24 protein-coding genes are annotated in these 23,959 nt (G+C 37.6%); 15 read left to right on the top strand and 9 right to left on the bottom strand.

Translation table 11 applies throughout. The features are described 5' to 3' along the window. Nucleotides 1-244 precede the first annotated feature (244 nt). Both HUS24_RS02645 and HUS24_RS02640 read left to right on the top strand, forming a co-directional pair. Nucleotides 245-1,705 (top strand): GGDEF domain-containing protein, encoded by a 1,461-nt coding sequence (locus HUS24_RS02645; RefSeq protein ID WP_173910493.1) that lies wholly within the window; start codon nt 245-247, stop codon nt 1,703-1,705. 27 nt (nt 1,706-1,732) lie between these two features. Further along, nucleotides 1,733-3,223 (top strand): amidase, encoded by a 1,491-nt coding sequence (locus HUS24_RS02640; protein WP_173910492.1) that lies wholly within the window; start codon nt 1,733-1,735, stop codon nt 3,221-3,223. A gap of 221 nt (nt 3,224-3,444) precedes the next feature. On the opposite strand, the gene fba is transcribed toward HUS24_RS02640, so the two are convergent. The 3 genes from fba to HUS24_RS02625 form a co-directional block, all read right to left on the bottom strand. Further along, nucleotides 3,445-4,482, bottom strand: coding sequence for a class II fructose-bisphosphate aldolase (fba, locus tag HUS24_RS02635; RefSeq protein WP_173910491.1), 1,038 nt, complete (start codon nt 4,480-4,482; stop codon nt 3,445-3,447). A gap of 133 nt (nt 4,483-4,615) precedes the next feature. Continuing rightward, complete coding sequence (locus tag HUS24_RS02630; protein WP_173910490.1) at nt 4,616-4,897, bottom strand: hypothetical protein; 282 nt, start codon at nt 4,895-4,897, stop codon at nt 4,616-4,618. Between the two features lie 147 nt (nt 4,898-5,044). Beyond that, the gene (locus tag HUS24_RS02625) at nt 5,045-6,232 is read right to left on the bottom strand and encodes a phosphoglycerate kinase (RefSeq protein ID WP_173910489.1); all 1,188 of its coding nucleotides are present in this window, start codon (nt 6,230-6,232) and stop codon (nt 5,045-5,047) included. Nucleotides 6,233-6,372: 140 nt separating this feature from the next. On the opposite strand from HUS24_RS02625, the gene HUS24_RS02620 reads away from it, so the two are divergent. The 4 genes from HUS24_RS02620 (at nt 6,373) to HUS24_RS02605 (ending at nt 9,609) form a co-directional block, all read left to right on the top strand. Further along, nucleotides 6,373-6,756 (top strand): DUF2237 family protein, encoded by a 384-nt coding sequence (locus HUS24_RS02620; RefSeq protein WP_173910488.1) that lies wholly within the window; start codon nt 6,373-6,375, stop codon nt 6,754-6,756. A gap of 6 nt (nt 6,757-6,762) precedes the next feature. Continuing rightward, nucleotides 6,763-7,371, top strand: a complete 609-nt coding sequence (locus HUS24_RS02615) for a nucleoside triphosphate pyrophosphatase (protein ID WP_173910487.1) — start codon at nt 6,763-6,765, stop codon at nt 7,369-7,371. A 230-nt stretch (nt 7,372-7,601) separates the two neighbouring features. Next, nucleotides 7,602-8,255, top strand: coding sequence for a TrkA family potassium uptake protein (locus tag HUS24_RS02610; protein ID WP_173910486.1), 654 nt, complete (start codon nt 7,602-7,604; stop codon nt 8,253-8,255). A 1-nt stretch (nt 8,256) separates the two neighbouring features. Continuing rightward, complete coding sequence (locus HUS24_RS02605; RefSeq protein ID WP_173910485.1) at nt 8,257-9,609, top strand: TrkH family potassium uptake protein; 1,353 nt, start codon at nt 8,257-8,259, stop codon at nt 9,607-9,609. Nucleotides 9,610-9,670: 61 nt separating this feature from the next. On the opposite strand, the gene HUS24_RS02600 is transcribed toward HUS24_RS02605, so the two are convergent. The 5 genes from HUS24_RS02600 to HUS24_RS02580 form a co-directional block, all read right to left on the bottom strand. Then, entirely contained in the window at nt 9,671-10,822 is a 1,152-nt protein-coding gene (locus HUS24_RS02600) for a phospholipase A (protein ID WP_173910484.1), read from the bottom strand. 20 nt (nt 10,823-10,842) lie between these two features. Beyond that, nucleotides 10,843-13,782 (bottom strand): insulinase family protein, encoded by a 2,940-nt coding sequence (locus tag HUS24_RS02595; RefSeq protein ID WP_173910483.1) that lies wholly within the window; start codon nt 13,780-13,782, stop codon nt 10,843-10,845. A 137-nt stretch (nt 13,783-13,919) separates the two neighbouring features. Next, nucleotides 13,920-14,399 (bottom strand): GNAT family N-acetyltransferase, encoded by a 480-nt coding sequence (locus HUS24_RS02590; RefSeq protein WP_173910482.1) that lies wholly within the window; start codon nt 14,397-14,399, stop codon nt 13,920-13,922. 50 nt (nt 14,400-14,449) lie between these two features. Then, nucleotides 14,450-15,214 (bottom strand): hypothetical protein, encoded by a 765-nt coding sequence (locus HUS24_RS02585; RefSeq protein ID WP_173910481.1) that lies wholly within the window; start codon nt 15,212-15,214, stop codon nt 14,450-14,452. Between the two features lie 260 nt (nt 15,215-15,474). Further along, a complete protein-coding gene (locus HUS24_RS02580; protein ID WP_173910480.1) occupies nt 15,475-15,945 on the bottom strand; it encodes an NUDIX hydrolase in 471 nt (156 codons plus the stop codon). A 158-nt stretch (nt 15,946-16,103) separates the two neighbouring features. On the opposite strand from HUS24_RS02580, the gene HUS24_RS02575 reads away from it, so the two are divergent. The 8 genes from HUS24_RS02575 (at nt 16,104) to HUS24_RS02540 (ending at nt 21,804) form a co-directional block, all read left to right on the top strand. Then, nucleotides 16,104-17,108, top strand: coding sequence for an adenosine kinase (locus HUS24_RS02575; RefSeq protein WP_173911380.1), 1,005 nt, complete (start codon nt 16,104-16,106; stop codon nt 17,106-17,108). 19 nt (nt 17,109-17,127) lie between these two features. After that, complete coding sequence (locus tag HUS24_RS02570; RefSeq protein WP_065993079.1) at nt 17,128-17,439, top strand: Rieske (2Fe-2S) protein; 312 nt, start codon at nt 17,128-17,130, stop codon at nt 17,437-17,439. A 19-nt stretch (nt 17,440-17,458) separates the two neighbouring features. Further along, nucleotides 17,459-18,067, top strand: coding sequence for an OB-fold-containig protein (locus HUS24_RS02565; RefSeq protein ID WP_173910479.1), 609 nt, complete (start codon nt 17,459-17,461; stop codon nt 18,065-18,067). A 390-nt stretch (nt 18,068-18,457) separates the two neighbouring features. Beyond that, nucleotides 18,458-18,649 carry a cytochrome oxidase putative small subunit CydP gene (gene cydP / locus HUS24_RS02560; RefSeq protein ID WP_173910478.1) on the top strand — a complete coding sequence of 64 codons (192 nt, stop codon included), beginning with the start codon at nt 18,458-18,460 and terminating at the stop codon, nt 18,647-18,649. Then, a complete protein-coding gene (locus HUS24_RS02555) occupies nt 18,649-20,235 on the top strand; it encodes a cytochrome ubiquinol oxidase subunit I (protein WP_173910477.1) in 1,587 nt (528 codons plus the stop codon). The genes cydP and HUS24_RS02555 overlap by 1 nt, the downstream gene beginning before the upstream one ends. Then, on the top strand, nt 20,232-21,377 hold the full coding sequence (cydB, locus tag HUS24_RS02550) for a cytochrome d ubiquinol oxidase subunit II (protein WP_173910476.1): 1,146 nt from the start codon (nt 20,232-20,234) through the stop codon (nt 21,375-21,377). Before HUS24_RS02555 ends, cydB begins: the two co-directional genes overlap by 4 nt. A gap of 24 nt (nt 21,378-21,401) precedes the next feature. Then, nucleotides 21,402-21,503 carry a cytochrome bd-I oxidase subunit CydX gene (cydX, locus tag HUS24_RS02545; protein ID WP_004653762.1) on the top strand — a complete coding sequence of 34 codons (102 nt, stop codon included), beginning with the start codon at nt 21,402-21,404 and terminating at the stop codon, nt 21,501-21,503. Between the two features lie 4 nt (nt 21,504-21,507). Next, nucleotides 21,508-21,804 (top strand): cyd operon YbgE family protein, encoded by a 297-nt coding sequence (locus HUS24_RS02540; protein WP_173910475.1) that lies wholly within the window; start codon nt 21,508-21,510, stop codon nt 21,802-21,804. A 179-nt stretch (nt 21,805-21,983) separates the two neighbouring features. Here HUS24_RS02540 and HUS24_RS02535 read toward each other — a convergent pair whose 3' ends face one another. Then, entirely contained in the window at nt 21,984-22,508 is a 525-nt protein-coding gene (locus HUS24_RS02535) for a GNAT family N-acetyltransferase (protein ID WP_173911379.1), read from the bottom strand. 211 nt (nt 22,509-22,719) lie between these two features. Here HUS24_RS02535 and purT point away from each other — a divergent pair, with 211 nt between their 5' ends. After that, nucleotides 22,720-23,937 (top strand): formate-dependent phosphoribosylglycinamide formyltransferase, encoded by a 1,218-nt coding sequence (gene purT / locus HUS24_RS02530; RefSeq protein WP_173910474.1) that lies wholly within the window; start codon nt 22,720-22,722, stop codon nt 23,935-23,937. Nucleotides 23,938-23,959 lie beyond the last annotated feature (22 nt).

Here is a 23,959-nt window from a genome sequence, read left to right as displayed (position 1 = left end):
CGCGATTTGTTTGTATTTAAACTAACATATTTTGTAAATAAAGCATGTAAAAATAACCATATACGAACAATATTTTATATCTTTTCATTTTAATAAAATAAATGGTGAAAATTCTTAAATTCAGCTACAAAAAAAATAATTCTTATACAAAAATAAGCATTTATATGAAATAATTAAACGTTACCATTCACTGAATAAAATAATTTGTGTAGTGATACACCTTGTATCGTGTAGGATCATCGATTTGCCTGTATTTGCTCAAACATTTCAACAAGGTTTTAAGCAGCATTTAAATGCTTTGGTCATTGTTGCGAGCATTATTTTTATCTGTGCGCTATTTGGCATTTTAGCACGACCTTTATTTTTCCTCTCTATTTGCTGGCCTGCCAATGCCGTGTTATTGGGTCTATTTCTTCGTTTTAAATCGCTTAATAATTTTAGTGGATGGTTCGGTGCATTTATAGGTTTTATGCTTGCCGATTTATTAACCGGCAATACACTTTTAGTCACTTTTTTATTAACGATTGCTAATTTACTTAATCCTATTATCACCTTAGCCCTAATTGCAGTTTTTAAGCTCAACTATAAGGAATATAATAAAGGGCTTACTTTCCTCTATTTATTTTTACTTTGTTCGATTGGAGGCTGTTTAGCAAGCCCTGCCTTTGCCGCATTGACCATTCCCTATGTTGAAAATACATTCATGACACCAAAGCGAGTGTGGATAGATTTTGGTATGTGGTGGTCAGGTGAAATTTTAAATATGATCGCCTTTTTACCCATTGTGCTGGCTATTCCAGATAAAGAAAATATTAAAAGCTATTTGCAAGACCTTCAATTCAAGAATTTTTCTTATCAAGATTTACTGCCTTTAATTGCGGTGATTATTTCTGTGGGTTTGACACATTTTTTCATTGGACCTGGTGCAATTATGTTTCCGATTGCAGCTTTGGTCTGGGCATCTTTGAGTTATAACTTGTTTTATGTTGCACTCATCAATTGTGCTGTGTGTATGCTGTTGAACAATACTTTGAATGAATTTTACATTGATCAATCTTCTGATGCATTTTTAACTACGGCGATTTCTATACGGATTGGCTTATTTATGCTTGCACTTGGACCATTGACCTTAGCCATTATCAGTTTAAATCGACAAAAACTTTATCAGCAAATTTTATATCTCGCCAACCACGATAGCCTGACGACTGTCATGAATCGTCGCTTTTTTTATGAACAAAGTGAAGGCATTATTAAGGCAAAAAACAAACCGCAGACAGAAAAAAGTATTGCTATTTTATTGTTAGACCTCGACCATTTTAAAAATATAAATGATCAATATGGGCACCATAGCGGTGATTTAGTCTTACAAATTTTTAGTGAAAGAATTAAATCTGTATTGCGTGAAGATGATTTGTTTGGTCGTCTAGGTGGCGAAGAATTTGCGATTCTATTAAAAAATGTCAGTCTCAAGCAAAGTATCCGTATTGCAGATAGAATCCGAGATATTATCCAATCCTCCCCGATAGATTTAGATAAGCATAAACAAATTTTTATTAGTGTGAGTATAGGCTTAAGTTTTGAGCAGCTACCTTACTCTCTACCGTTACAACAATTAATTAATCGTGCAGATCAGGCTTTGTATCAGGCAAAAGAAAAAGGACGTAATCAAATTTGTTTAGAAACAGGCTTACAAAGCTCTTTCTAATTCAATTGTATTTTGAATAGGAATTCCATGAAATACGCAGAATATATCCAATATGATGGCTTAGGTTTAGCCAAACTTGTTCAAACTCAACAAGTGACCACCACAGAATTATTAGAGCTTGCTTGGCAACGTACCCAGCAAGTTAATCCAAAACTAAATGCTATTGTCATTACAATGTATGAACAAGCATTTCAAAAGTCAAAGCAAAAACAAAATGGCTTATTTTCAGGTATTCCCTTTTTACTCAAAGACCTACATCAAGAATATCAAGGTGTTCCGACTTCTTTTGGTTCTAATACATTTAAAAAACTTAATTACGTTTCTACTCAACACGCTGAAATCGTAAGACGTTGGGAAAATGCTGGGGCAATTCCATTTGGTTTAACCAATTCGCCTGAGTTTGGCATCAAAGGCATTACTGAACCTGAAGCATGGGGTGCTTGCCATAATCCATGGCATTTAAAGCATAACAGTGGTGGTTCTTCAGGTGGTTCAGCATCCGCAGTAGCTGCAGGCATTGTACCGATAGCAGGTGCAAGTGATGGCGGTGGTTCGATTCGTATTCCTGCTTCTTATTGTGGACTATTTGGTTTAAAACCTAGTCGTGGTCGCACTCCTTGGGGACCAAAAGTGAGTGAAGCCATGCATGGTGCAGTTTCTCAACATGTCCTCACCAAGAGCGTACGTGACAGTGCTGCCATGTTAGATACGACACAAGGTGCTGAACATCGATCTTTATTTAAAATTGAACAACCTCAAGGCAAGTATTTAGAACTTATTCAACACGTACCACGACCTTTAAAAATTGCATTTTCTACAGACTCTCCAATTGGAACAATGGTTTCTCAAGATGCCAAAGCTGCCATTTTAGATACGGTAAAATTATTAGAATCCCTCGGTCACCATGTCGAAGAAGCTGCACCAAAAATTGATGGTATGCAACTCGCCAAAGACTTCATCACCACATGGTTTAGCCAATGTGCTTTTACTGTACAACAGTTTAAACGTGAGTTTGGTGCAAAAGACCAAGATTTTGAATTAGATACTTTAGCTATTGCTGCGTTTGGTGCAAAAGCGACCGCTTTAGATTACATTCAAAACCTTAATAACTGGGGCAACCATGTGCAACAAATGAATCATTTTTTTGATGATTATGACCTTTACCTGACCCCATCCACAGCATCTGTCGCGCCTAAAAATGGAGAAATTAAAACACCTTTTTGGCAAAAACCAATTTTAAAAGGTTTATTAAAACTCGATCAGGCACACTTACTGGCCCAAGGTAAATTAGTTGAGCACTTGGTTAAAAATAACTTGCAATGGGTTCCGTTTACTCAACTGGCTAACATCACAGGCTTACCTGCCATGTCAGTACCCTTATATTGGAATAAAAATAACTTACCACTTGGTTCTCAGTTCATTGCGCCATTTGGACGAGAAGATTTGCTATTGCAACTTGCAGCACAGCTTGAACAAGCACAACCTTGGATGCCAAAATATAAAAACATTGTGGTTTAAGAGATTCATGGGAATTTATAGTAAGCATTAAAATTCATAAATTCCCACATTTTATAAGTTGATTTAAATTACTTTTAAAATTTGGATTAAATCTAAACTCGCAGAAAAAATTCATAAAAAAATGAGCATATTTACATACACTCATTTTACAATATTTTAGATTTTTATTTAATTGACTACAATTAAGTCAAGATACACTTGTACAAATCATTCAGAACGAATTATTTATAACGCTCTACCATTTTCTCTAAAGAAATAGGGCGAATCTTATCGGCATTTCCAGCTGTACCAAATGCTTCATAACGTGCAACACAAATATCTTTCATTGCATCCACAGTTTTTGCAAAGAACTTACGTGGATCGAATTCACTTGGTTGTTCAGCCATCATACGACGAATTGCACCTGTAGATGCTAAACGTAAATCTGTATCAATGTTGATTTTACGCACACCATGTTTGATTGCTTCAACCAATTGCTCAACAGGAACACCATAAGTTTCTTTAATGTCACCGCCATATTGGTTAATGATCGCTAACCATTCTTGTGGTACAGAGCTTGAACCATGCATAACAAGGTGTGTATTTGGAAGTGCCGCATGAATTTCTTTAATACGGTCAATCGCTAAAATATCACCTGTAGGTGGACGTGTAAATTTGTATGCACCGTGTGAAGTACCGACTGCAATTGCCAAAGCATCTACATTGGTATCTTTTACAAATTGTGTTGCTTCTTCAACAGAAGTAAGCAGTTGAGAATGGTCAAGTACACCTTCAGCGCCCACACCATCTTCTTCGCCTGCCATACCTGTTTCAAGGCTACCTAAACAACCGATTTCACCTTCAACAGAAACACCACACGCATGTGCCATTTCTACAGTACGACGTGTGACATCAACGTTATATTCATAAGTTGTTGGTGTTTTACCGTCAGCACCCAAAGAACCATCCATCATAACGGATGAGAAGCCTAGTTGGATTGAGCGTTGGCATACATCTGGGCTAGTACCATGATCTTGGTGCATTACCACTGGAATATGTGGCCATTCTTCGATGGCTGCTAAAATTAAATGGCGTAAAAATGGTGCACCAGCATATTTACGTGCACCTGCAGAAGCTTGCACAATAACAGGTGAATTTGTTGCATCTGCGGCTAACATAATTGCACGCATTTGTTCTAAGTTGTTTACGTTAAACGCTGGAACGCCGTAACTGTGTTCACCGGCATGATCCAAGAGCTGGCGCAATGAAATAAGAGCCATAATATCCTCCCAGGTAATGTCGCATATTCTACCTTGTGATTTGTTTCAATTCAGCAACAATATTGACTATTTCAAAAAAAAGCCCTGCATTTGCAGGGACTTTTAAACAAACTACTACAAAACTTTGAAAAGTTTAGTGTGCAGCAGCTTCTTCTTCAGTAGCAGGTGTTGCAGCATCGGCTGGTGCATTGGCTTTTTCAGCAGGAACATCTGTATTTTTCTCATCTAAAACAGGCTGATCGATTGCATCAATTGCAGCTTGTTGCTCAGCTGTTACTTTTTCTGAAGTTGTTTCAGTTGCCACGGCAGCAGAAGCTGCACCTTGTTCAGCAGCTGGTGCTTTTTCTTGTTTAGAACAAGCAACTAGAGTTAAAGGAGCAATAAGAAGTACAGCAAGTGCAAGATTTAATTTCATCACGTAATTTCCACAGCGGGTGATTTAATATCTATCAGTTTATTTCAGATATATTTCATTTTCATGACTGAAAAATGAATAGCCCATGAAAAAGGTTGACCCTAGTCAACCTTCTGTCATAACTAATCAAAATGATTGTTGCTATGCTTATGCACGCTCTAATAAAACAGCAACTGCTGGCAGTGTTTTGCCTTCTACAAATTCAAGGAATGCACCACCACCTGTAGAGATATAACCAATTTTGTCAGCAACGTCGTATTTGTCAATCGCAGCTAAAGTATCACCACCGCCTGCAATAGAGAAACCCTCAGATTCAGCAATTGCCAAAGACAATGTTTTCGTACCTTCACCAAATTGGTCAACCTCAAATACACCCACTGGACCATTCCAAAGAATCGTTTTTGATGTTTTGAGAATTTCAGCAAATGCTTTTGCTGTTTCAGGGCCTACATCTAAAATCATGTCATTGTCAGCAACATCTGCTACTTTTTTCACAGTTGCTTTTGCAACAGCTAACGAGCCTAAGAAATCATCAAAGTTAATTTCAGACGCATCCGCAACAACCACATCCGTAGGAAGTGGTACGGACACTTTTGCTGCGATCGCTTTTGCAGTATCGATCAAATCATTTTCGCATAATGATTTACCAACGTTATAACCTGCTGCCGCCAAGAAGGTATTAGCAATACCGCCACCAACGATCAATTGATCACAAATATCAGAAAGTGATGTTAAAACATCAAGCTTAGTGGATACTTTTGAACCTGCAACAATTGCGACCATTGGTTTTTCAGGGGTTTGTAATGCACGACCTAAAGCATCTAATTCTGCTGCAAGTAAAGGTCCTGCTGCTGCAACTTTTGCTAAACGTGCAACGCCTTCAGTTGACGCTTCTGCACGGTGGGCTGTACCAAATGCATCCATGACGAATACATCGCAAAGTGCTGCGTATTTTGCAGCAAGATCAGGATTATTTTTCTTTTCACCGACATTAAAACGGCAGTTTTCAAGTAACACCACTTGACCTGCTGCAACTTCAACGCCATCTAAATATTCAGTAATCAGTTTAACGTCTTGCCCCAAAGCCTCTGTTAAATATGCTGCTACAGGTGCTAAAGATTGTTCAGCTTTTGCTTCACCTTCAACAGGACGACCTAAATGAGAATAAACCATGACCGCTGCACCTTTTTCTAGTGCTAATTTAATGGTCGGTAATGCAGCACGTAAACGTGCATCACTGGTAATTACACCATTTTTAACAGGAACGTTTAAATCTTCACGGATCAAAACACGCTTGCCCGTTAAATCAAGGTCAGTCATACGCTGAAAATTCATGTATCGCTCACTTTATAGATATTAAAAATCGCATCGATTCTAAATGATTACACAAAAAAAGGTTAGCGACTTTTGTAGAAAAGCTGTAGAAATATCGAGATTTGATTATTATAAGGAGAACTTTAAATATTTATGTGCTTATGTCTTTCCATCCTGATCCTAAAATTAATGGTTTAAATGTATTTGGCGAACCTTTGGCAAGTTGCTGTTTTTCACCGATCACAGGCTATTTTCGTAATGGTTTTTGTCATACTGCACCCAGTGACGTTGGACAACACACGGTTTGTGTTGAATTGACTTCAGATTTTCTCAGTTATTCACAAAAAATGGGCAATGACCTCATTACCCCACTGCCTGAACATGGCTTCCCAGGTTTACAACCTGGTGATTTTTGGTGTTTATGTGTTACACGTTGGGTTCAGGCTTATCAAGATGGTCAGGCACCACGAGTTAAAGTAGAAGCTTGTCATCAAGCCGTATTGTCTTATGTGCCTTTAGATATTTTGATGGAATATGCTGTTTAATTCATTATGACTATTTTAACAACCTCATTCAGTGAAATCATTTTGGCTTCTTCTAGTCAAACCCGAAAAGATTTAATGAATCGTTTAGGCTTGGATTATCGTTGTATTTCTCCTGATATTGATGAATCTGCTCAGGGTGAAATACATGCTGATGATTTGGCCAAGCGTTTGGCGTTTGAAAAAGCGCAAGTGATTGCGAAACAATATCCAAATGCCATCATTATTGGTTCGGATCAAGTGGCATGGCGAGAGTATGCACCACAGGATTTTATTGGCAAGCCCTTATCTATAGAAAATGCCATCCAACAGCTACAAGCCAACTCAGGAAAAAATGTATTTTTTAGTACAGCGTTAAGTGTGCAACATTGCGCTTCAGGTTTTGAACACACTTTGGTTGAGCATTATCATGTGAAATTTCGAGATTTAAGCAGGACTGAGATCAAGCGTTATGTGGAAAAAGATCAACCTTTACATTGTGCAGGCAGTTTTAAGTGTGAAAGTTTAGGAATAACTTTGTTCGAGCAAATGATTGGACAAGATCAAACCACGCTCATGGGGATGCCAATGATTCAATTGTGTGAGATTTTGAGAAAGTTTGGGATTCAACTGCCCTAGCTTAAGTTTTGAAATATTATCAATAGATTCAATCCATTGCTGCAAGATATATTTGCAATATTGATTTATTAGACTATCTCATAAAGGCTGTTGAAATAGCAAAAATTGAGAATAATCCAGTTCATATTTTTGACTTAATCTAGGATTCAATATCGAACATGCGTTAAACTTTGCAAAATATCAGTTATTATTCAGTCATTGATCTGCAGATGTAAGGATAAGGTTAAATTATGGCGCTCTTTGCAGTCATTGGTTTGGGCAGTTTTGGTGGTACAGTTGCATTAGAACTGACTCATTTAAAACATGATGTTATCGGCATTGATACCCTCAAAAAAAATGTAGAAAATTTAGCAGATCAAATTAGCCATGCCGTCATTGCAGATGGCACAGATGAGCATGTACTTGAAGAATTAAATATTCAAAATTGTGATGCTGTGGTGGTTGCGATTGGGGATGATATTGAAGCCAGTATTTTGTGTGTATTACATTTAAAAAATTTAGGCATTAAACAAATTTTAGTCAAAGCAAAATCTAAAGCGCATCATATGATTTTATCGCATTTGGGAATCGATCAAATCATTCATCCCGAAGAAGATATGGGAATTCGAATTGCTCAATCACTCAGTTATCCAATGGTTCGTCGTTATATGGCGCTGAATAATGAACGTTATATTGTCAAAATCGAAATTGCTTCAAACTTACAAGGTGCTCAATTTCAAAGCTTGATGGATGATACCAATAGTGAAATCCAAACGTTATTATTACAACGTGGTTCACATGTGCTTTATCAAATTGCACCAGGCACAATTTTACAGGAAAAAGATATTTTAATCGTAGAGGGTCCTGTGGAACAATTAAGACAACTTTCAAATCGTTTCTTATAAAATGAAATTTTATAAAAAAGAGCTGATTAATAAAAAGCATAATCAAATTAACTTAAGCCCACCTAGTCTTTTAGCCTTAGGGTTTTTAAGTTTTATTGTGATTGGAACGCTTTTACTCAAACTTCCTTTTGCCCATCATGGCGAATTACCGTGGATTAAGGCTTTATTTACAGCCACCTCAGCCGTCACGATCACAGGACTGTCCGTTGTGAATGTCGGTGACTCTTTTACTTTGTTTGGTAAAATTGTTGTCATGCTTTTGATTCAATGCGGTGGTTTGGGTTTTATGACCTTTGCAATTTTGGCAGCACTGAGCTTGTCGCCCAAAATTGGTTTAAAACAACAAATCATGGCACAAGAAACCATTGGGCAAACCAGTTTATCTAAAGCGACTTTTACAGTGAAAGGTGTACTGATTTATTCATTATTTTTTGAGTTAATTGGTACCATTATTTTAACCATTGCTTGGACTGGACAATACGAGTTCAAACACGCTTTATTTTATGCCATCTTTTATAGTATTTCCGCCTTTAATAATGGTGGTTTTTCTTTATTTCCCAATAGCTTAATGAGTTTCTCTAATCAATACATGGTGACGTTTACCATCAGTATGTTGTATATCATTGGTGGTATCGGCTTCGTGGTCTTGATGGATATTAAGCGAGCGAAACGTTGGAAAAAACTCAGTCCAAATAGCAAATTAATTTTATCGACCATTGCGATTTTAAATCTATTTGCCTTTGTTGCTATTTGGCTATTAGAAGCTAGAAATCCACTTACCCTTGCACCGATGTCGGTTGGAGATCAAGCCTTAAATGCGTGGTTCCATGCGACTGTGCCTCGTTCTTCTGGCTTTAACAGCCTTGAAGTCGGTAATATGAGTAATGGTTCTGCCTTAGTAACGATGGTGTTGATGTTTATTGGTGGGGGTTCTCTCAGTACCGCAGGGGGAATTAAAGTAGGTACGTTTGCCATTATGGTATTGAGCGTGATCACATTCCTAAGACGTTCAGATGAACTCACGATTTTTAAGCATTCTGTTTCTTATCAAGCAACGTTTAAAGCTTTGGCAGTCATCTCAATTACGTCTATGCTGATTTTAATTGGCTTTTTTACTTTATTAATTTTAGAACCCAATAAACGCTTCTTAGATTTATTATTTGAAGCGGTTTCAGCAGCTTGTACTGTCGGTTTATCTCGTGGAATTACCGAAGATTTACATTCAGGCAGTCTGGTTGCGTTAATGCTACTGATGTTTGCTGGGCGTTTAGGGCCGTTGACTTTAGCGTATTTAATCGCCACACCGAAGAAAAGTCGTGTTAGCCATCCAACTGCCGAAATTCAAGTGGGTTAAATAGTTTTAATGATTAAAAAAACCGCTCAACATCGAGCGGTTTTTTGATTCAACTTAGGGCTTAATAAGCATTCATCAATGAAACCCCTAAGCCTACATAAGTTGCACGATGATTATAATCAATCAAACTTTCACCATAACCATCAAATAACTGGAAATGTCCACGAAGTTTACCTTTGATTGGGAATGCCCAATCGAATTGTGCAGCACCATGTGAATCATCCCCTCCTTTGAGTGAATGACGTAACATCAAAGTAAAATCATGATCTTTCCAACGATAAAATGCCGTTAAATCGCCACGCCCAATATAGTCTTTAATATCAGGGTTATTATCATCACCAGCATCTTCGTCTAGGCGATACCAAGGACGTAGCATTAAAGCGAAGTTATCTTTTTCAAAACCAATATTTAGCATCACACGATTCCAACTACGTGATAAAGGATCTGAACGCCCATTCGACTGGTGATTTAAAGTCAATCCCAGCAAACGTCCATTTAAACCCAACACCTCATAATTGGTTCTAAACATCAAACTCGCTTCAGGCTCATAGTTGGTTTCACGAAATGGACGAGACTCATCTTCATTATAAACTTGCCAACGTGATGACTGGGTATAACCCACCCATAGATCGCCATTATTGCCAAAAATATTTTCCACTGCTTTGGTTTTTAAAGAAAGTTGAAATTTGGCTTCTGTCGATTTTAAATCTTGCGCTTCTTTTACAGTATTTTGTGGATTTGGACTGTGCGGAAATTCATTTTTATCGCTTGTCCAATAAGCAGGCAATAAATACACAGGTTGATGTGCGCGGATATTCCATGTTCCTAGCTTACTGTCTGGCGATAATTCCCAACGCTTATCTAACAACGAGGTATTGGGATCAATTTTTGCGCCATGTACTGAAAATAAGCTTTCGACTTTATCTTCAATTTTGGCTTTAATACCTTGCGGCTCAGCTTTTGGTGCTTCTAATTCTTTGGCTGCACGTTGTTCTGAAACAATTACAGGTACAGGTTCAGTTGTCCCCACTTTAAAAATTGCATCGTAGCAAGCTAAACGATCTGCATTTGACTCTAAAGCGACACATGCTTGAGTACTTGCAGGATTAATTAGCGCAGCATCTTCAGCATGCGTAGCAGTCACCCAACCAAAACTGAGCATCATTAAGATGCTCAGGTTCAATGGTGTGCGTTCAAAAGTTTTGAACGACATAGTATTCTCCAAAAAGAATTTTAATTTACTTTTTTAATGTCAAAACCTAATTGTTCTAAAGCCTCTTTTTTGGCGAATGGTGCGACCACTGCTTTTGTTGGCTTTTGACCGATTAAGTAAGTTTGTGCAACACGTTTCAAATCCTCTAGACTCACTTTGAGTAAGCGCTCACGCATTTGGCGTCTAAATGCTGGTGTACGCCCATGCAACAACGCATAACATGCGGTAATCGCCTCACCTGCAGGTGAACCTGGTTTATCCATACTGGAAACTAAACCTAATATTGCTTCTTCAAGCTGATGTGGCTTTTGTTCTTCTGTCATTAACCAATTCAAACTTGCTTCAAAATCTGCAAAAGTTTCTGCCAAACGTGGATCACGATAGCTATAGAAACGGAATGCACAAGCATTGCCATCATAACTTGCACCACCACCATACGCGCCACCTTTTTCACGAATGGCACTATGCAAGAAACCATTGCGTAAATACGCTGCCAAAACCATCAATGGTGCAGTATCAGGATGAGATACTTCAACTGCTGGATATGCAGATGCACAGAATTGCACATTGGCTTGGATCAACCACGCTTCATCAGCATCACTGGATGATTGTTCTACTTGGGTTAATAATACTGGTGAACTATCTACCTCTAACTTATCCCAAACATTTTGAATTTCTTCAATTAAACGATCAGAATGATGTTCTTCACACACCAATAAAAATTGTTTAGGTGCAAGCATTAAGCCACGATGAATCGATTTTAATTCTTCAATCAGCGTATCAAATTCAACAGGATCTTTTTCAATCTTCGTGACTAATTCAGCCAACCAGTTTAATGCCCCTAAGCCTGTATTTTGATAATCACGCTGCGCCAAGGCACTGCTGTTACGAGATGCAATCTGCATCGCATAACTATGTCCTGAACCAGACAAACGAGATGCCCAACGGGTTTTGCGTTGCTGTAATAGCTCTAAAATACGGTCTTTTTCATCGAAGCGTAATTGCTCAAATGCCAACTTTAATAAGCCAATTGCGTCAAGTTTATCTGATAAAGACTTGGTGGTTAATGTCAACCAAGCAGTAATTTTACCTTTATCATCGGTTTTTGAACGCAAAGAAGCGCCCATCCCTAAACCACCACTCACCGCAGTTTGTAGTTGTTGCAACTCAAGATAACCGTATTGTCCTGCACCAACTTCACCCATCAAAATCGACAATAAGTTGAAATATGGTGATTTTACGATTTGATCAGGAATTTGAATCAATACTTGTTGATAATAAATCCCATTGGTTCCTGCATGATACAGATTTAACGGTGTATCAACTTGATTGGAAATAATTTCACGAAGTTGACCTTGTACAATGTGTAAATCCGCTGGGATATCTTCCAAGCCCACTTTTGGCAATAGATTTAAATCATCTTCAGTTTCTTGACGAATTTTTAACGCTTCCGTTTGTGCAATAATTTCGGCTTTTTGCTCATCGGTTAATGCCGCCCCAATTTCCGCCAAACGTGCTTTTTCATCTTCTGCTTCTTGAGCTGATTTATGAGCATCTGGCACTAAAGTTAGTTGCACACGATGCGGATTGTCTAAAAGATAAGTTTGAATCAAATTTGACAACCACATTGGGTCTTTCAGTTCTTCTTTTACTTCAGCAATGGCTGTATCCACATCCCATACATGCACAGGATCATTGTGATGAATCGCACTTCCCAATCCATTTAAAATCAAAGACAAACCATATGGTGTACCGTCACCATTGATTTCACGTTGATGCAATTCGATTTGATGCAAAATTGCTTCCACAATCTCAGGATCAGCAGGTTTAGCTGCCGCTTGTTGTAAAATATTTAACACGCCATTTTTAAATTGTTCTGCATATTCAGGATTTGAACCTTGTATCGCACAGTAAAATGTCATTTCAAAATTAGAATCATCTAAGCCCATAAATGGACCTGTCGACTGTGCATAGCCACAGGTTTCTAAATAATGACGCAGTGGCGAAGCTGAATTTTCTAATAAAATCCCTTCAACTAAACGCATCCCTAAACGTATTTTGATATGACTTGCTTCAGGCAATAACCATGACAACACATGATAAGTTTTATCTTTAAGATCATCTCCATCTAATGCATAGCTTTCTTGTACCGTAATCGGTGCAGACAAACGCTGTTCAGGTTTTGAATATAAAGTTTCGCCTTTTTCAAATTTTGATAATGCCAGTTTTTCAAACTGTTCTTGTAAATCAAAAGCAGTTTGATTACCAAAAGTCATAAAGATTGCATTACTTGGATGGTAATGCGACTTATAGAAAGCAACCAACTCATCGTAAGTCAAATCAGGAATATCTTTTGGATCACCACCTGAGTTGTAGTGATAGGTCGTTTTTGGAAATAAATGATGTGCCAATTGGTGATAAAGCTGGTCTGAAGGAGAACTCATTGCTCCTTTCATCTCATTAAAGACCACGCCTTTATACACAGGTTCGCCATTTTCAAGTTCAATGCGAATACCTTCTTGCGCGAAATCCAATGGATTCAAGTTAGCTGCAAAAGCTGCATCCATATACACTTCGAGTAAATTTTGAAAGTCTTTTTTATTTTGGGTCGCAAATGGATAAGCTGTCCAATCCGCTGCGGTGAATGCATTCATAAATGTATTCATTGAACGGCGAATCATCAGGAAAAATGGATCACGTACTGGAAATTTCTCAGAACCACATAATGCAGTATGTTCTAAAATATGTGCTTCACCTTTGGAGTCCATCGGCTGGGTACGAAAGGCAACTAAAAAAACATTTTCATCATGTTCTGTCGCTAAATGGAAATGTACCGCACCTGTCACTTTGTGCTTATATTCTGAAACTAAAATATCTAAAGCTTCAACATGGTGTTGACGTACCAACTGAAACGCAGGATGAACAGTTTGGGCTAAGGTTTCAGTGACATCTACAGTCATGTGATCTCCTAAAATTAAAAAATATTACATCTAATATGGCATTATACATTCAGAATTCAATCTAATTCATCTATTAAACTTAACAGCATTACAAAATTCCCTAGTTATTTAGTTGGAATTATAAATTTAATTATTTTTCAGGCTGTTGATAAAATTTTAAAATGACTGATTTTAGGATGCTGACAGGCATGATAAGCACATGCTTGATAAAATGCGGCTGCATCTGTTGTATCTGTAAATAAGGTTAAAATTTTAAAATAATGTTGGGCAAAATCTTTAATTTCAGTGAGTAATTTTCGGGCAATACCACATTGTCTAAAATTAGGGTGGATATAAAAACGTCTGATTCGCCCAATTTCAGCAGGATAAAAGTTAAATCCATTGATGCTTAGGCTATTTTTAACATCATATGGTTGCTGGTTAAGCCCTGCAATCCCAATCAGTTGCTTATTTTTATACACAGCAAACAAAGCTTCGCCCTGCTGATCAAACCGATTTACGCCTGATTCAAACTCTGATTTTAACCGTGTTAAAAAACGAAATTTTTCTTGTTGCGAATGAAAAATGGATTGTTCTAATTGTATGGATAACGTTGTAATTGGAATGATTTTAAGCATATTGAGCCAACTTAGAAAGAAGGCTCAATTATAATAAGTAAAATCCATAATTAAGAATGTAGCGCTTGGGGTTTATTGAGGTTTTTCGAAAAATAAATACACACTAAAATTGCAGCCAACAATACAGCCGATGCAGCAAAACGACTCAAATCCAAACCTCCATGATCAATCGGTTTATCTAGAAAATCCCCCACTACTGCACCTAAAGGACGTGTCAAAACAAAAGCTGCCCAAAACAACAAAGTCCGTGATAATTTTGTCCAAAAATACAATGCAACAATAATCACCAATAACCCCACATACAGGAAGATCCCCCCTGTATAGCCTAGTCCTGCACTATCGGACGACCAATCGCCTAATGCTGTTCCTAAAGTTTGTGAAAAAGTAATAGTCAACCAATAAAACAATTCTGTACGAGGGTGATTAATTGAATGTGGAGAAATTGTTCCTTCAATTTTATACCAACTATACAAAGAAATGAGTACGAGGCTGAGTAATAAGGCACTTCCACCAAGATAACCAATCCCTAATGAGCGATCTACAAAATCAGCTAAAGTTGTTCCTACTGTGGTACTGGCAATAATGGTGAACCAATATAAATATGGCTGATAAGTTTTAGCTTTGACTTGAAAGAATACGAAAGCAATGAAAATAAATGCAAAAATAAAGGTACTGACTAAGTAACCTAAATTCATAGACATAGAAACTGCATCACCTGCTGTTTCACCAAATGTTGTGGCAAATATTTTAGTGATCCAAAACAGCAAAGTGACTTGAGGAACTTTAGAAATGAGCTCAGATTTGAAATTTTCCATGACAATATTCTGAATCTTGAAGAAAGTATTATCATTCGCTGAATAGCTTAATTGGGGCTTAAACTTTTCAAAGCTTAAACATTTTAGATCATTTATTTATCTATTTATCGGCATCATTTATAAACACAATATCCTGCAAAAATTGAGTATCAAAATTTTGTGAGTCAATACTGTAATGATTCAACCGTTTTTCTCACAGTATCACATTAAAATCAGCACTCAAGATTGCAATGTTATTTTTTAAAATTCAATTTAAAAAATCAAAGGCTTGAAATTGGATAAATTTTAAACTTGGTCTGAATTGGTCTTTTTAACCAATAATCCAACATCATTTGCGTTTCAGGAAATAAATTTTCAGGCAATTGATCCAAAGCAAACCATTGCCAAGCTTCAAATATTTCAGGCTCAGTGACCTGAATAGATTGTTTTAAAATATTTTGTGAACGATCAAGCTGACATACTGCACCTACAGTCAGGTTCAAATAATCTCGTTGTAGATCATTCATAAGCATAAAAACCTGTACCTGCTCAGGTGCAAGCTGTAATTGTGTTTCTTCGAATAACTCTCTGACAGCAGCAACTTCAAAACTTTCATGTTCATCTACTTTTCCACCAGGAAAACACCATGTCACCGATTCATCTTGTTTAATTCTTTTCCCCAATAAAACCTGTTGAGCGTCATCAATCAACATCACGCCAACCCCGATCAAAGCTTGCTGCATTTTGGGCATATTCAGCTACCTATTTTTAAAAGTTATGTTGGTTTTATCATAAAATGTAGCCCACTGGATAAAATCTAGCGTTTGAGCTGAATTTTCTTCAACAAACTATTGTAAAACTGAGCATTGGTGTAAACTTTGGGTTTTTTAAGCATAATGTGATGAATAACATGGCAACTGTTGATCTTTTTGCAATTGGCAATGCGCTTATTGACCAAGAATTTAAAGTATCTGATGAATTTTTGACGCAAGAAAATTTGCAAAAAGGCACAATGCAACTCACTGATGGTGAAACGCAAGCCCAACTTTATGCACATTTAAAACAAACTCAACATTATAAAGGTCAGGCGTCTGGTGGCTCTGCTGCCAATACCACAGTCGCATTTAGTGCTTTGGGTGCTTCAGCGTTCTATGCTTGCCGCGTTGGAAATGATGAACTCGGTGCAATTTACCTTGACGGTTTAAATGAAGCAGGTATTCAAACCTCTAAAAAATCAATCAGTGAAGGTGTGACAGGGACATGTATGGTGTTGGTCAGTGAAGACTCAGAACGTACTATGCACACCTACTTAGGTATCACGGCTGAACTATCAGATGTGCAAATGAATTTTGAACCGCTAAAAACAGCGAAATGGTTGTATATCGAAGGTTATTTATCCACCAGCGATTCAGCACGTGCAGCCGTAAAAATTGCACGCCAAATCGCCAAAGAAAATGGTGTAAAAATCGCACTGACTTTATCTGATCCAGCAATGGTGCAATATGCACGTACAGGTTTAGATGAACTGATTGATGATGGTGTCGATCTCATTTTCTGTAACCAACAAGAAGCCATGATGTATACTGAAACTGACTCAGTAGATGCAGCATTGGCAAAATTAAAATTACTAAGTAATGAAGTTGTCATTACAATGAGTGCGAATGGTGCTGTAGTTTCCAATCAAGCGCAACAATTCCATGTACAAGGTCGTAAAGTTATTGCTGTAGATGCTAATGGTGCTGGCGATGCTTTTGCAGGTGCATTCTTATATGCTTTAAATGCAGGTGAATCATTACAAACTGCTGCTCAACTGGCGATCCTCATTTCTAGCGAAGTGGTTGCTCAGTTTGGCCCTCGTTTAGCTATTGCAGATTACGCAAATTTGTTAGAAAGCTTTAAAAAGGAATGTGCCTAAAATGTCTGAAAAAATTGCCATGATGGAAGAAATTCCAGAACGTGAAGCGCGCGCTTTTGATACCATGACAGGTGATACAATTTTTATCACCCAACGAGATGGTGTTTTTTATGCGTACCAAAACGTTTGTCCACACTTACAAACTGAACTCGAATTTCTAGAAAATCAGTTTTTAGACCAAGATGGTGAGTATATTCAATGTTCAACACATGGCGCTTTGTTTGATGTTGAAACAGGTGAATGTATTTCTGGACCATGTTTGGGTGATACACTTGAAAAAGTAAATATCAAAGTACATTCTGATGGTGGTATTTACATCATAGAAGAATGATTTCCTCTCAGGAACAGCCATGCTTGAATTTTTTTTAGAATACGATCTAATGCCCTTTCATTTAAGTGTCTTAGCATTAATTTTATTAAGCATGGCTGAAACAGTAGGTTACTATATCGGTCTAAGACCGAGTACCTTTCTGAAACGCATCTCTCCCGACTGGCTCTCACACGCACCTCTCTTGCAAGTGAAATTTGCGCGTGTACTAATTTTTGTTTTTTTATTAATTAATTTTAGTTTCGCAGGGTATTTTCTACAACTGTGTATTTTTGCAAGCCAAGAACAATTTTTTCCTTGGTATTACGTGATCCTACCTGCTTCTGTGATTGCGATTTTCTTTACAGTATTTATGATTCACTGCTTAGACCAAGTGATTAAACCTAAATTCACGCCCACTACAGTAAACTTATTAGGTCGTTTAGCAACAGTGTCTAGTGGCAATGCTCGACCTGGATTTTCTGCTCAAGCACGTGTACGAGATGAATTTGGTCAGTTACATTATGTTCAAGTTGAACCTGAATTTGGTGAGTTAGAATTTCAATCCCAAATTATTCTAATTCGCTTTCGTAAATCACATTACATTGCTAAAAAAATTTCAAAACCCAATGACTTATTTAGCTTAGAGTAAGATAACAATATTGATCACATCAAAGATACATATAATTTCAATCAACTTGTACATTTCCATCACTTTAGTTGAGTCAATTTGATCAATTTTAAATCAAATTTGTTGCATTTATTTTCCTATAATTCCATAATAAATCGTTAGTTTATTTTAATTCATACTATTTTTGTCGGATTAAAAGCAATAATTTATACCATTTTAGTCTGATTTAAAAAGCATAATCATAAGTATTTTAATCAACTTTATTTTTTAGTTTATTTTTTAATTACACCAACACTAAGTCATTGTTTAATAAAAATTTAATAATATATTTATATTTTAATTGTTTTATCTATTTATTTTATGTTGTATTTTGTTTAATAATATAAATAGAGTTTAAATATAGGCTTTGTTATGAGCTTTAAACGTACTGATATAAATCGTCGTCTGGTAAGAGAAATTACGATCATTTTAATAATTAAGATCGCGCTCTTACTTGTGATCAAACATATCTGGTTTGACGCACCGACAATACCTAAAAATTTTGACAATCAAGTTGCTGAGCGTATTGCTGGCAATCCTTCCCAAACCAAGGAGACACGTTGATGATTGCTGAAAGCGTGGTCGATCTTTCGCGGTTCCAATTTGCAATGACCGCAATGTATCACTTTATTTTTGTACCTTTAACTCTGGGCTTGGCTTTTATTCTTGCCATTATGGAAACCACGTATGTGATTTCTGGTAAAGAAATTTATAAAGATATGACTAAGTTCTGGGGAAAACTCTTTGGTATTAACTTCGCTTTAGGGGTTACTACTGGTTTAACCATGGAATTCCAGTTTGGTACAAACTGGGCGTATTACTCACATTACGTGGGTGATATTTTCGGTGCTCCACTTGCTATTGAAGGATTAATGGCTTTCTTCCTTGAGTCGACTTTTATTGGTTTATTCTTTTTCGGCTGGGATCGTTTATCTAAAGTGCAACACTTGGTGGTTACATGGCTTGTAGCTATTGGCTCAAACATGTCAGCACTTTGGATTCTTGTTGCGAATGGTTGGATGCAAAACCCTGTAGGTTCGGCATTTAACTACGAAACAATGCGTATGGAACTTGTTGATTTCGGTGCGTTGATTTTCAACCCTGTAGCGCAAGTAAAATTTGTTCATACTGTTTCTGCAGGTTATGTTACAGGCGCTATTTTCGTTATTGCGATTTCAAGTTATTACCTTTTGAAAAAACAAGACTTACCTTTTGCGCGTCGCTCATTTGCGATTGCAGCGATCTTCGGTTTAGCGTCTACGCTTTCTGTGATCGTACTCGGTGATGAATCTGGTTATGAGATCGGTGACGTACAAAAAACTAAACTCGCTGCAATTGAAGCAGAATGGGATACTCATCCAGCACCTGCATCATTCACGCTGTTTGGTATTCCAAATCAAGAAGAACAACGTACCGATTATGCAATTAAAATTCCTTATGTTATGGGAATCATTGCAACACGTTCTATTGATAAAGAAGTAACTGGTATCAAGGACTTAATGGTTCAACATGAAGCACGTATCCGTAATGGTATGGTCGCTTATGATCAACTAGAAAAATTACGTGCAGGTGATACTTCTGCTGAACTAAAAGCAGCATTTGAACAAACTCAAAAAGACTTAGGCTATGGCTTACTTCTTAAGAAATACACTACAAATGTTGTAGATGCGACAGATGATCAAATCAAAGCTGCTGCAAAAGACACTATTCCACATGTACCAAGTTTATTCTGGTCATTCCGTGCAATGGTTGCTGCTGGCTTCTTGATGTTGTTGTTATTTGCACTTGCTACTTTAGCTGTTCTAAAACGTAATGCTGAAAGCAAACCTTGGTTATTGAAATTTGCGTTGTTCTCACTTCCTTTACCTTGGATTGCAGCACAAACAGGTTGGTATGTAGCAGAGGTTGGTCGTCAACCATGGACAATTGGTGAAGTACTTCCTACTCATTTATCTACATCTAGCTTAAGTACTGGTGATGTTTGGGGTTCAATCATTGCCCTTGCAGCGTTCTATACGGTACTTCTCATCATTGAAATGTACTTAATGATTAAATTTGCTCGCTTAGGACCAAGTTCTTTGCATACAGGTAAATATCATTTTGAAAAATTAGAAGCTAAAAACCAAGCTGTTGGGGAGGCTCAATCATGATCGAATATGAATTACTGAAAATTATTTGGTGGGTTCTCGTTGGGGTGTTGCTGATTGGTTTCGCCCTCACCGATGGCTTCGATATGGGTTCTATGGCGATCATGCCATTCGTAGGTAAAACTGACGATGAACGTCGTGCGGCAATCAATACGATTGCCCCACACTGGGACGGTAACCAAGTTTGGTTTATTACAGCAGGTGGTGCATTATTTGCAGCATGGCCTATGGTGTATGCAACCGCCTTCTCAGGAATGTATTGGGCGCTACTCTTGGTGTTATTTGCCCTGTTCTTACGACCAGTAGGCTTTGACTATCGCTCCAAACTTGAAAATACCAAATGGCGTAAGTCTTGGGACTGGGGGCTATGCATTGGTGGTGCTGTACCTGCGTTAGTATTTGGTGTTGCTTTTGGTAATATGTTCTTAGGCGTACCATTTACTTTAGACGAAACTGTACGTTCAACTTATACAGGTAGTTTCTTTGCCCTACTCAACCCATTTGCGTTGATCTGCGGTTTAGTCAGCCTTGCGATGTTGAATGCGCATGGTGGTGCATGGCTTATGCTTCGTACTGATGGTGCTTTACGTCAGCGTTCTGCAAAAGCAACACAGCTTATGGGTATCGTGTTCCTTGTTTGTTTCTTAGGTGCTGGTGCTTGGTTATACTTCGGAAATATCGAAGGTTATACATTAGCGCAACCATTTGACACCAACGCTGTTGCTAACCCATTAGCAAAAGAAGTGATCACAAACAATAACCATGGTTGGATGAACAACTACTCAACTTATCCGATTACCATGCTTGCACCTATCCTAGCAATTTTAGGTAGTTTGATCGTGATCGCTGCTGCTGGTAAAGCAAAAGCAGGCTTGAGTTTTACTGGAACTTCACTCATGATTGTGGGTGCAATCTTAACTGCTGGTTTTGCATTGTTCCCATTCCTTATGCCTTCAAGCATTAGCCCTGTTTCTAGCTTGACGATGTGGGATGCAGTTTCAAGTAAAAATACTTTAACTGTAATGACTGTTGCAGCTTGTATATTTGTACCGATCATTTTGTGTTATACCACTTGGTGTTACTACAAAATGTGGGGCGTTATTACCAACAAACATGTACAAGAAAATTCACACAGTCTTTATTAAGTTAAAGTCTAAGGAGAAACAAATATGTGGTATTTCGCTTGGATTCTTGGGGTTTTGATGGCATGTTTTGCAGGTGTACTCAGTGCCCTGTATATCGAGCATCATCAAGATTTAGATGAGGAATAACAACATGACAGAAATCGCAATGACTACTGAAGAAAGAAAGCCTAACAAATTTGCAATGGTTGTTTCATTTTTATTGGCATTGCCTTTAGCTACGGTTTTATTGGTTCACCCTGCAATGATGCTGGATGCCAATGGTCACTACAATCATACAGCTTTGATGATGGTGATGATTGGTATCTCTGGTGGCTTTATTTATGGCGTAGGATTTCTGCCACGTTTTTGGTTATGGAAATGGTTGTTTAGCCCTTATATTGCATGGCCACTCATGCTTTGGGGTTATTACACTTGGTTCTTAACCTAATGATTTAAAAGAAAACCCTGATTTATTCAGGGTTTTTTTTATTGATGTTAAATATAATTACTTAAGTCCAAGTTAAATAATTAAATAAAAAATTCTTATTCTATTTCAAACTTCAAGGCTCAATCACACTTCTCAAAAGGTTTTGTACCACTATAAATTGCATACATTTGCAAACCTTGTTAAACACTTTTTCGCATTTCAATTAAATGCAAATCAACTTGTGGAATTCCTACATTGGCATCTATGGGATAATCTTCCACTACACCTGTTTGCACATACCCTCGTCTTTCATAAAATGCAATTAATTCTGTACGAACATTCAGTACCCACATCACATATATTTTTAAATCAGATTGAACAGATGCAGCATATTTTTCAGCATAATCTAAAACCAATTTTCCCAAACCCTGATTTTGCCAATCAGGTGCAATGGCAAAAGTCCCGATTTCTACGGCGAAATCATCAAAAGTTAAACCAATACATGCCACGATCTGATGTTCATGCTCAGCAACAAGCAAATAAAAATTATTATTTTCACATAGTTGCTCTAGCTGATTTTGCGAAATCCTATCGCCTGCAACAAGGTCGGCTTCCGTTGTCCATGTATTTTCATTTTTCTGACGATAAGCAGAATTGATTAACGCTATCAATTGCGGAATGTCGTTGATTAAAGCTAAACGATAATTTAAAACTAAGTTTGGCATTGTCATTTTTAATCATGTCTTCATTTTTAGAAAATAATAGCTTAAGTAGCTTATCTTTATTGATCAATTTTAACTCATTGCCATTTTCATAGAACCTATTTTCATGCTGAAATAAAAATGTATTGTCCAACAATCTGCTAGTTTTTTAGCATCAAGACTTAACACCTCGCTCAGTTCTGCTATGCTTAAGGCTACTTATTCTTAAGCATGGATGAATCGCATGAGCGTAACAATTGGCACCCCACTCCAATCTTCTGCTTTTAAAGTACTCCTTTTAGGTTCTGGAGAATTGGGCAAAGAAGTCGTTATTTCATTACAACGCTTAGGTGTCGAAGTACACGCAGCAGATCGTTATGAAAATGCGCCTGCCATGCAAGTTGCACATTTTGCTTATGCCTTAAATATGGCCGACCCAGAACAACTCAAACAACTGATCGAAAAAGTAAAACCGAATTTAATCGTTCCTGAAATCGAAGCCATTGCAACACAAGTATTGGTTGAAGTCGAAGAACAAAATATTGCAACCGTCATTCCATCGGCAAAAGCGGTGAATCTAACCATGAACCGTGAAGGCATTCGTCGTTTGGCTGCCGAAGAGTTAGGTTTACCTACCTCTGCGTATCGTTTTGCAGATTCGCTAGAAAGTTTCCGTGCAGCATGTGATGACATTGGTTATCCAAACTTTGTTAAACCTGTCATGTCTTCATCAGGTAAAGGTCAATCTCGCGTGAAAGAATTTGCTGAAGTCGATGCAGCTTGGGAATACGCACAAACAGGTGGACGCGTTAATCAAGGTAAAGTGATTGTAGAATCACAAATTGATTTTGACTTTGAGATTACCTTACTCACTGTGCGTGCTAAAAACCCACGAACTGGTGAAGTTGAAACCCATTTCTGTGATGCGATTGGTCATCGTCAAGATGCAGGTGACTATGTGGAAAGCTGGCAACCGCAACCAATGACCGAAGCAGCCCTGATCGAAGCAAAACGTATTGCCAATAAAGTCACTGTAGCACTAGGTGGTTGTGGTATTTTTGGGGTAGAACTATTTGTCAAAGGCGATAAAGTATGGTTTAGTGAAGTTTCACCTCGCCCACACGATACAGGTTTAGTGACACTGGCTTCGCAGTACCAAAGTGAGTTTGAATTACATGCACGTGCAATCTTAGGGTTACCTGTAAATACCGCACGCCATAGCATTGCAGCGAGTGCCGTGATCTATGCAGGTGTAGATGCGCAAAATCTTAGATTTTCTGGCTTGAATCTTGCTTTAGAAAATCCAAATACAGATTTACGATTATTTGGTAAGCCAGAAGGTTTTGAACGTCGTCGTATGGGTGTGGCAACTGCACGTGCTGAAAGCACTGAGCAAGCACGTCAATTGGCTTTTGATACAGCGTCCAAAGTCACAGTTCAACTCAATGATTGAACCCATGTTTTTAAAAATTTAC

Source organism: Acinetobacter sp. Marseille-Q1618, assembly GCF_902809855.1.
In the GTDB taxonomy this organism is placed as follows: domain Bacteria; phylum Pseudomonadota; class Gammaproteobacteria; order Pseudomonadales; family Moraxellaceae; genus Acinetobacter.
Note: the sequence above shows the minus strand (reverse complement) of the source record. Positions and strands in the feature narration are given on the sequence as shown.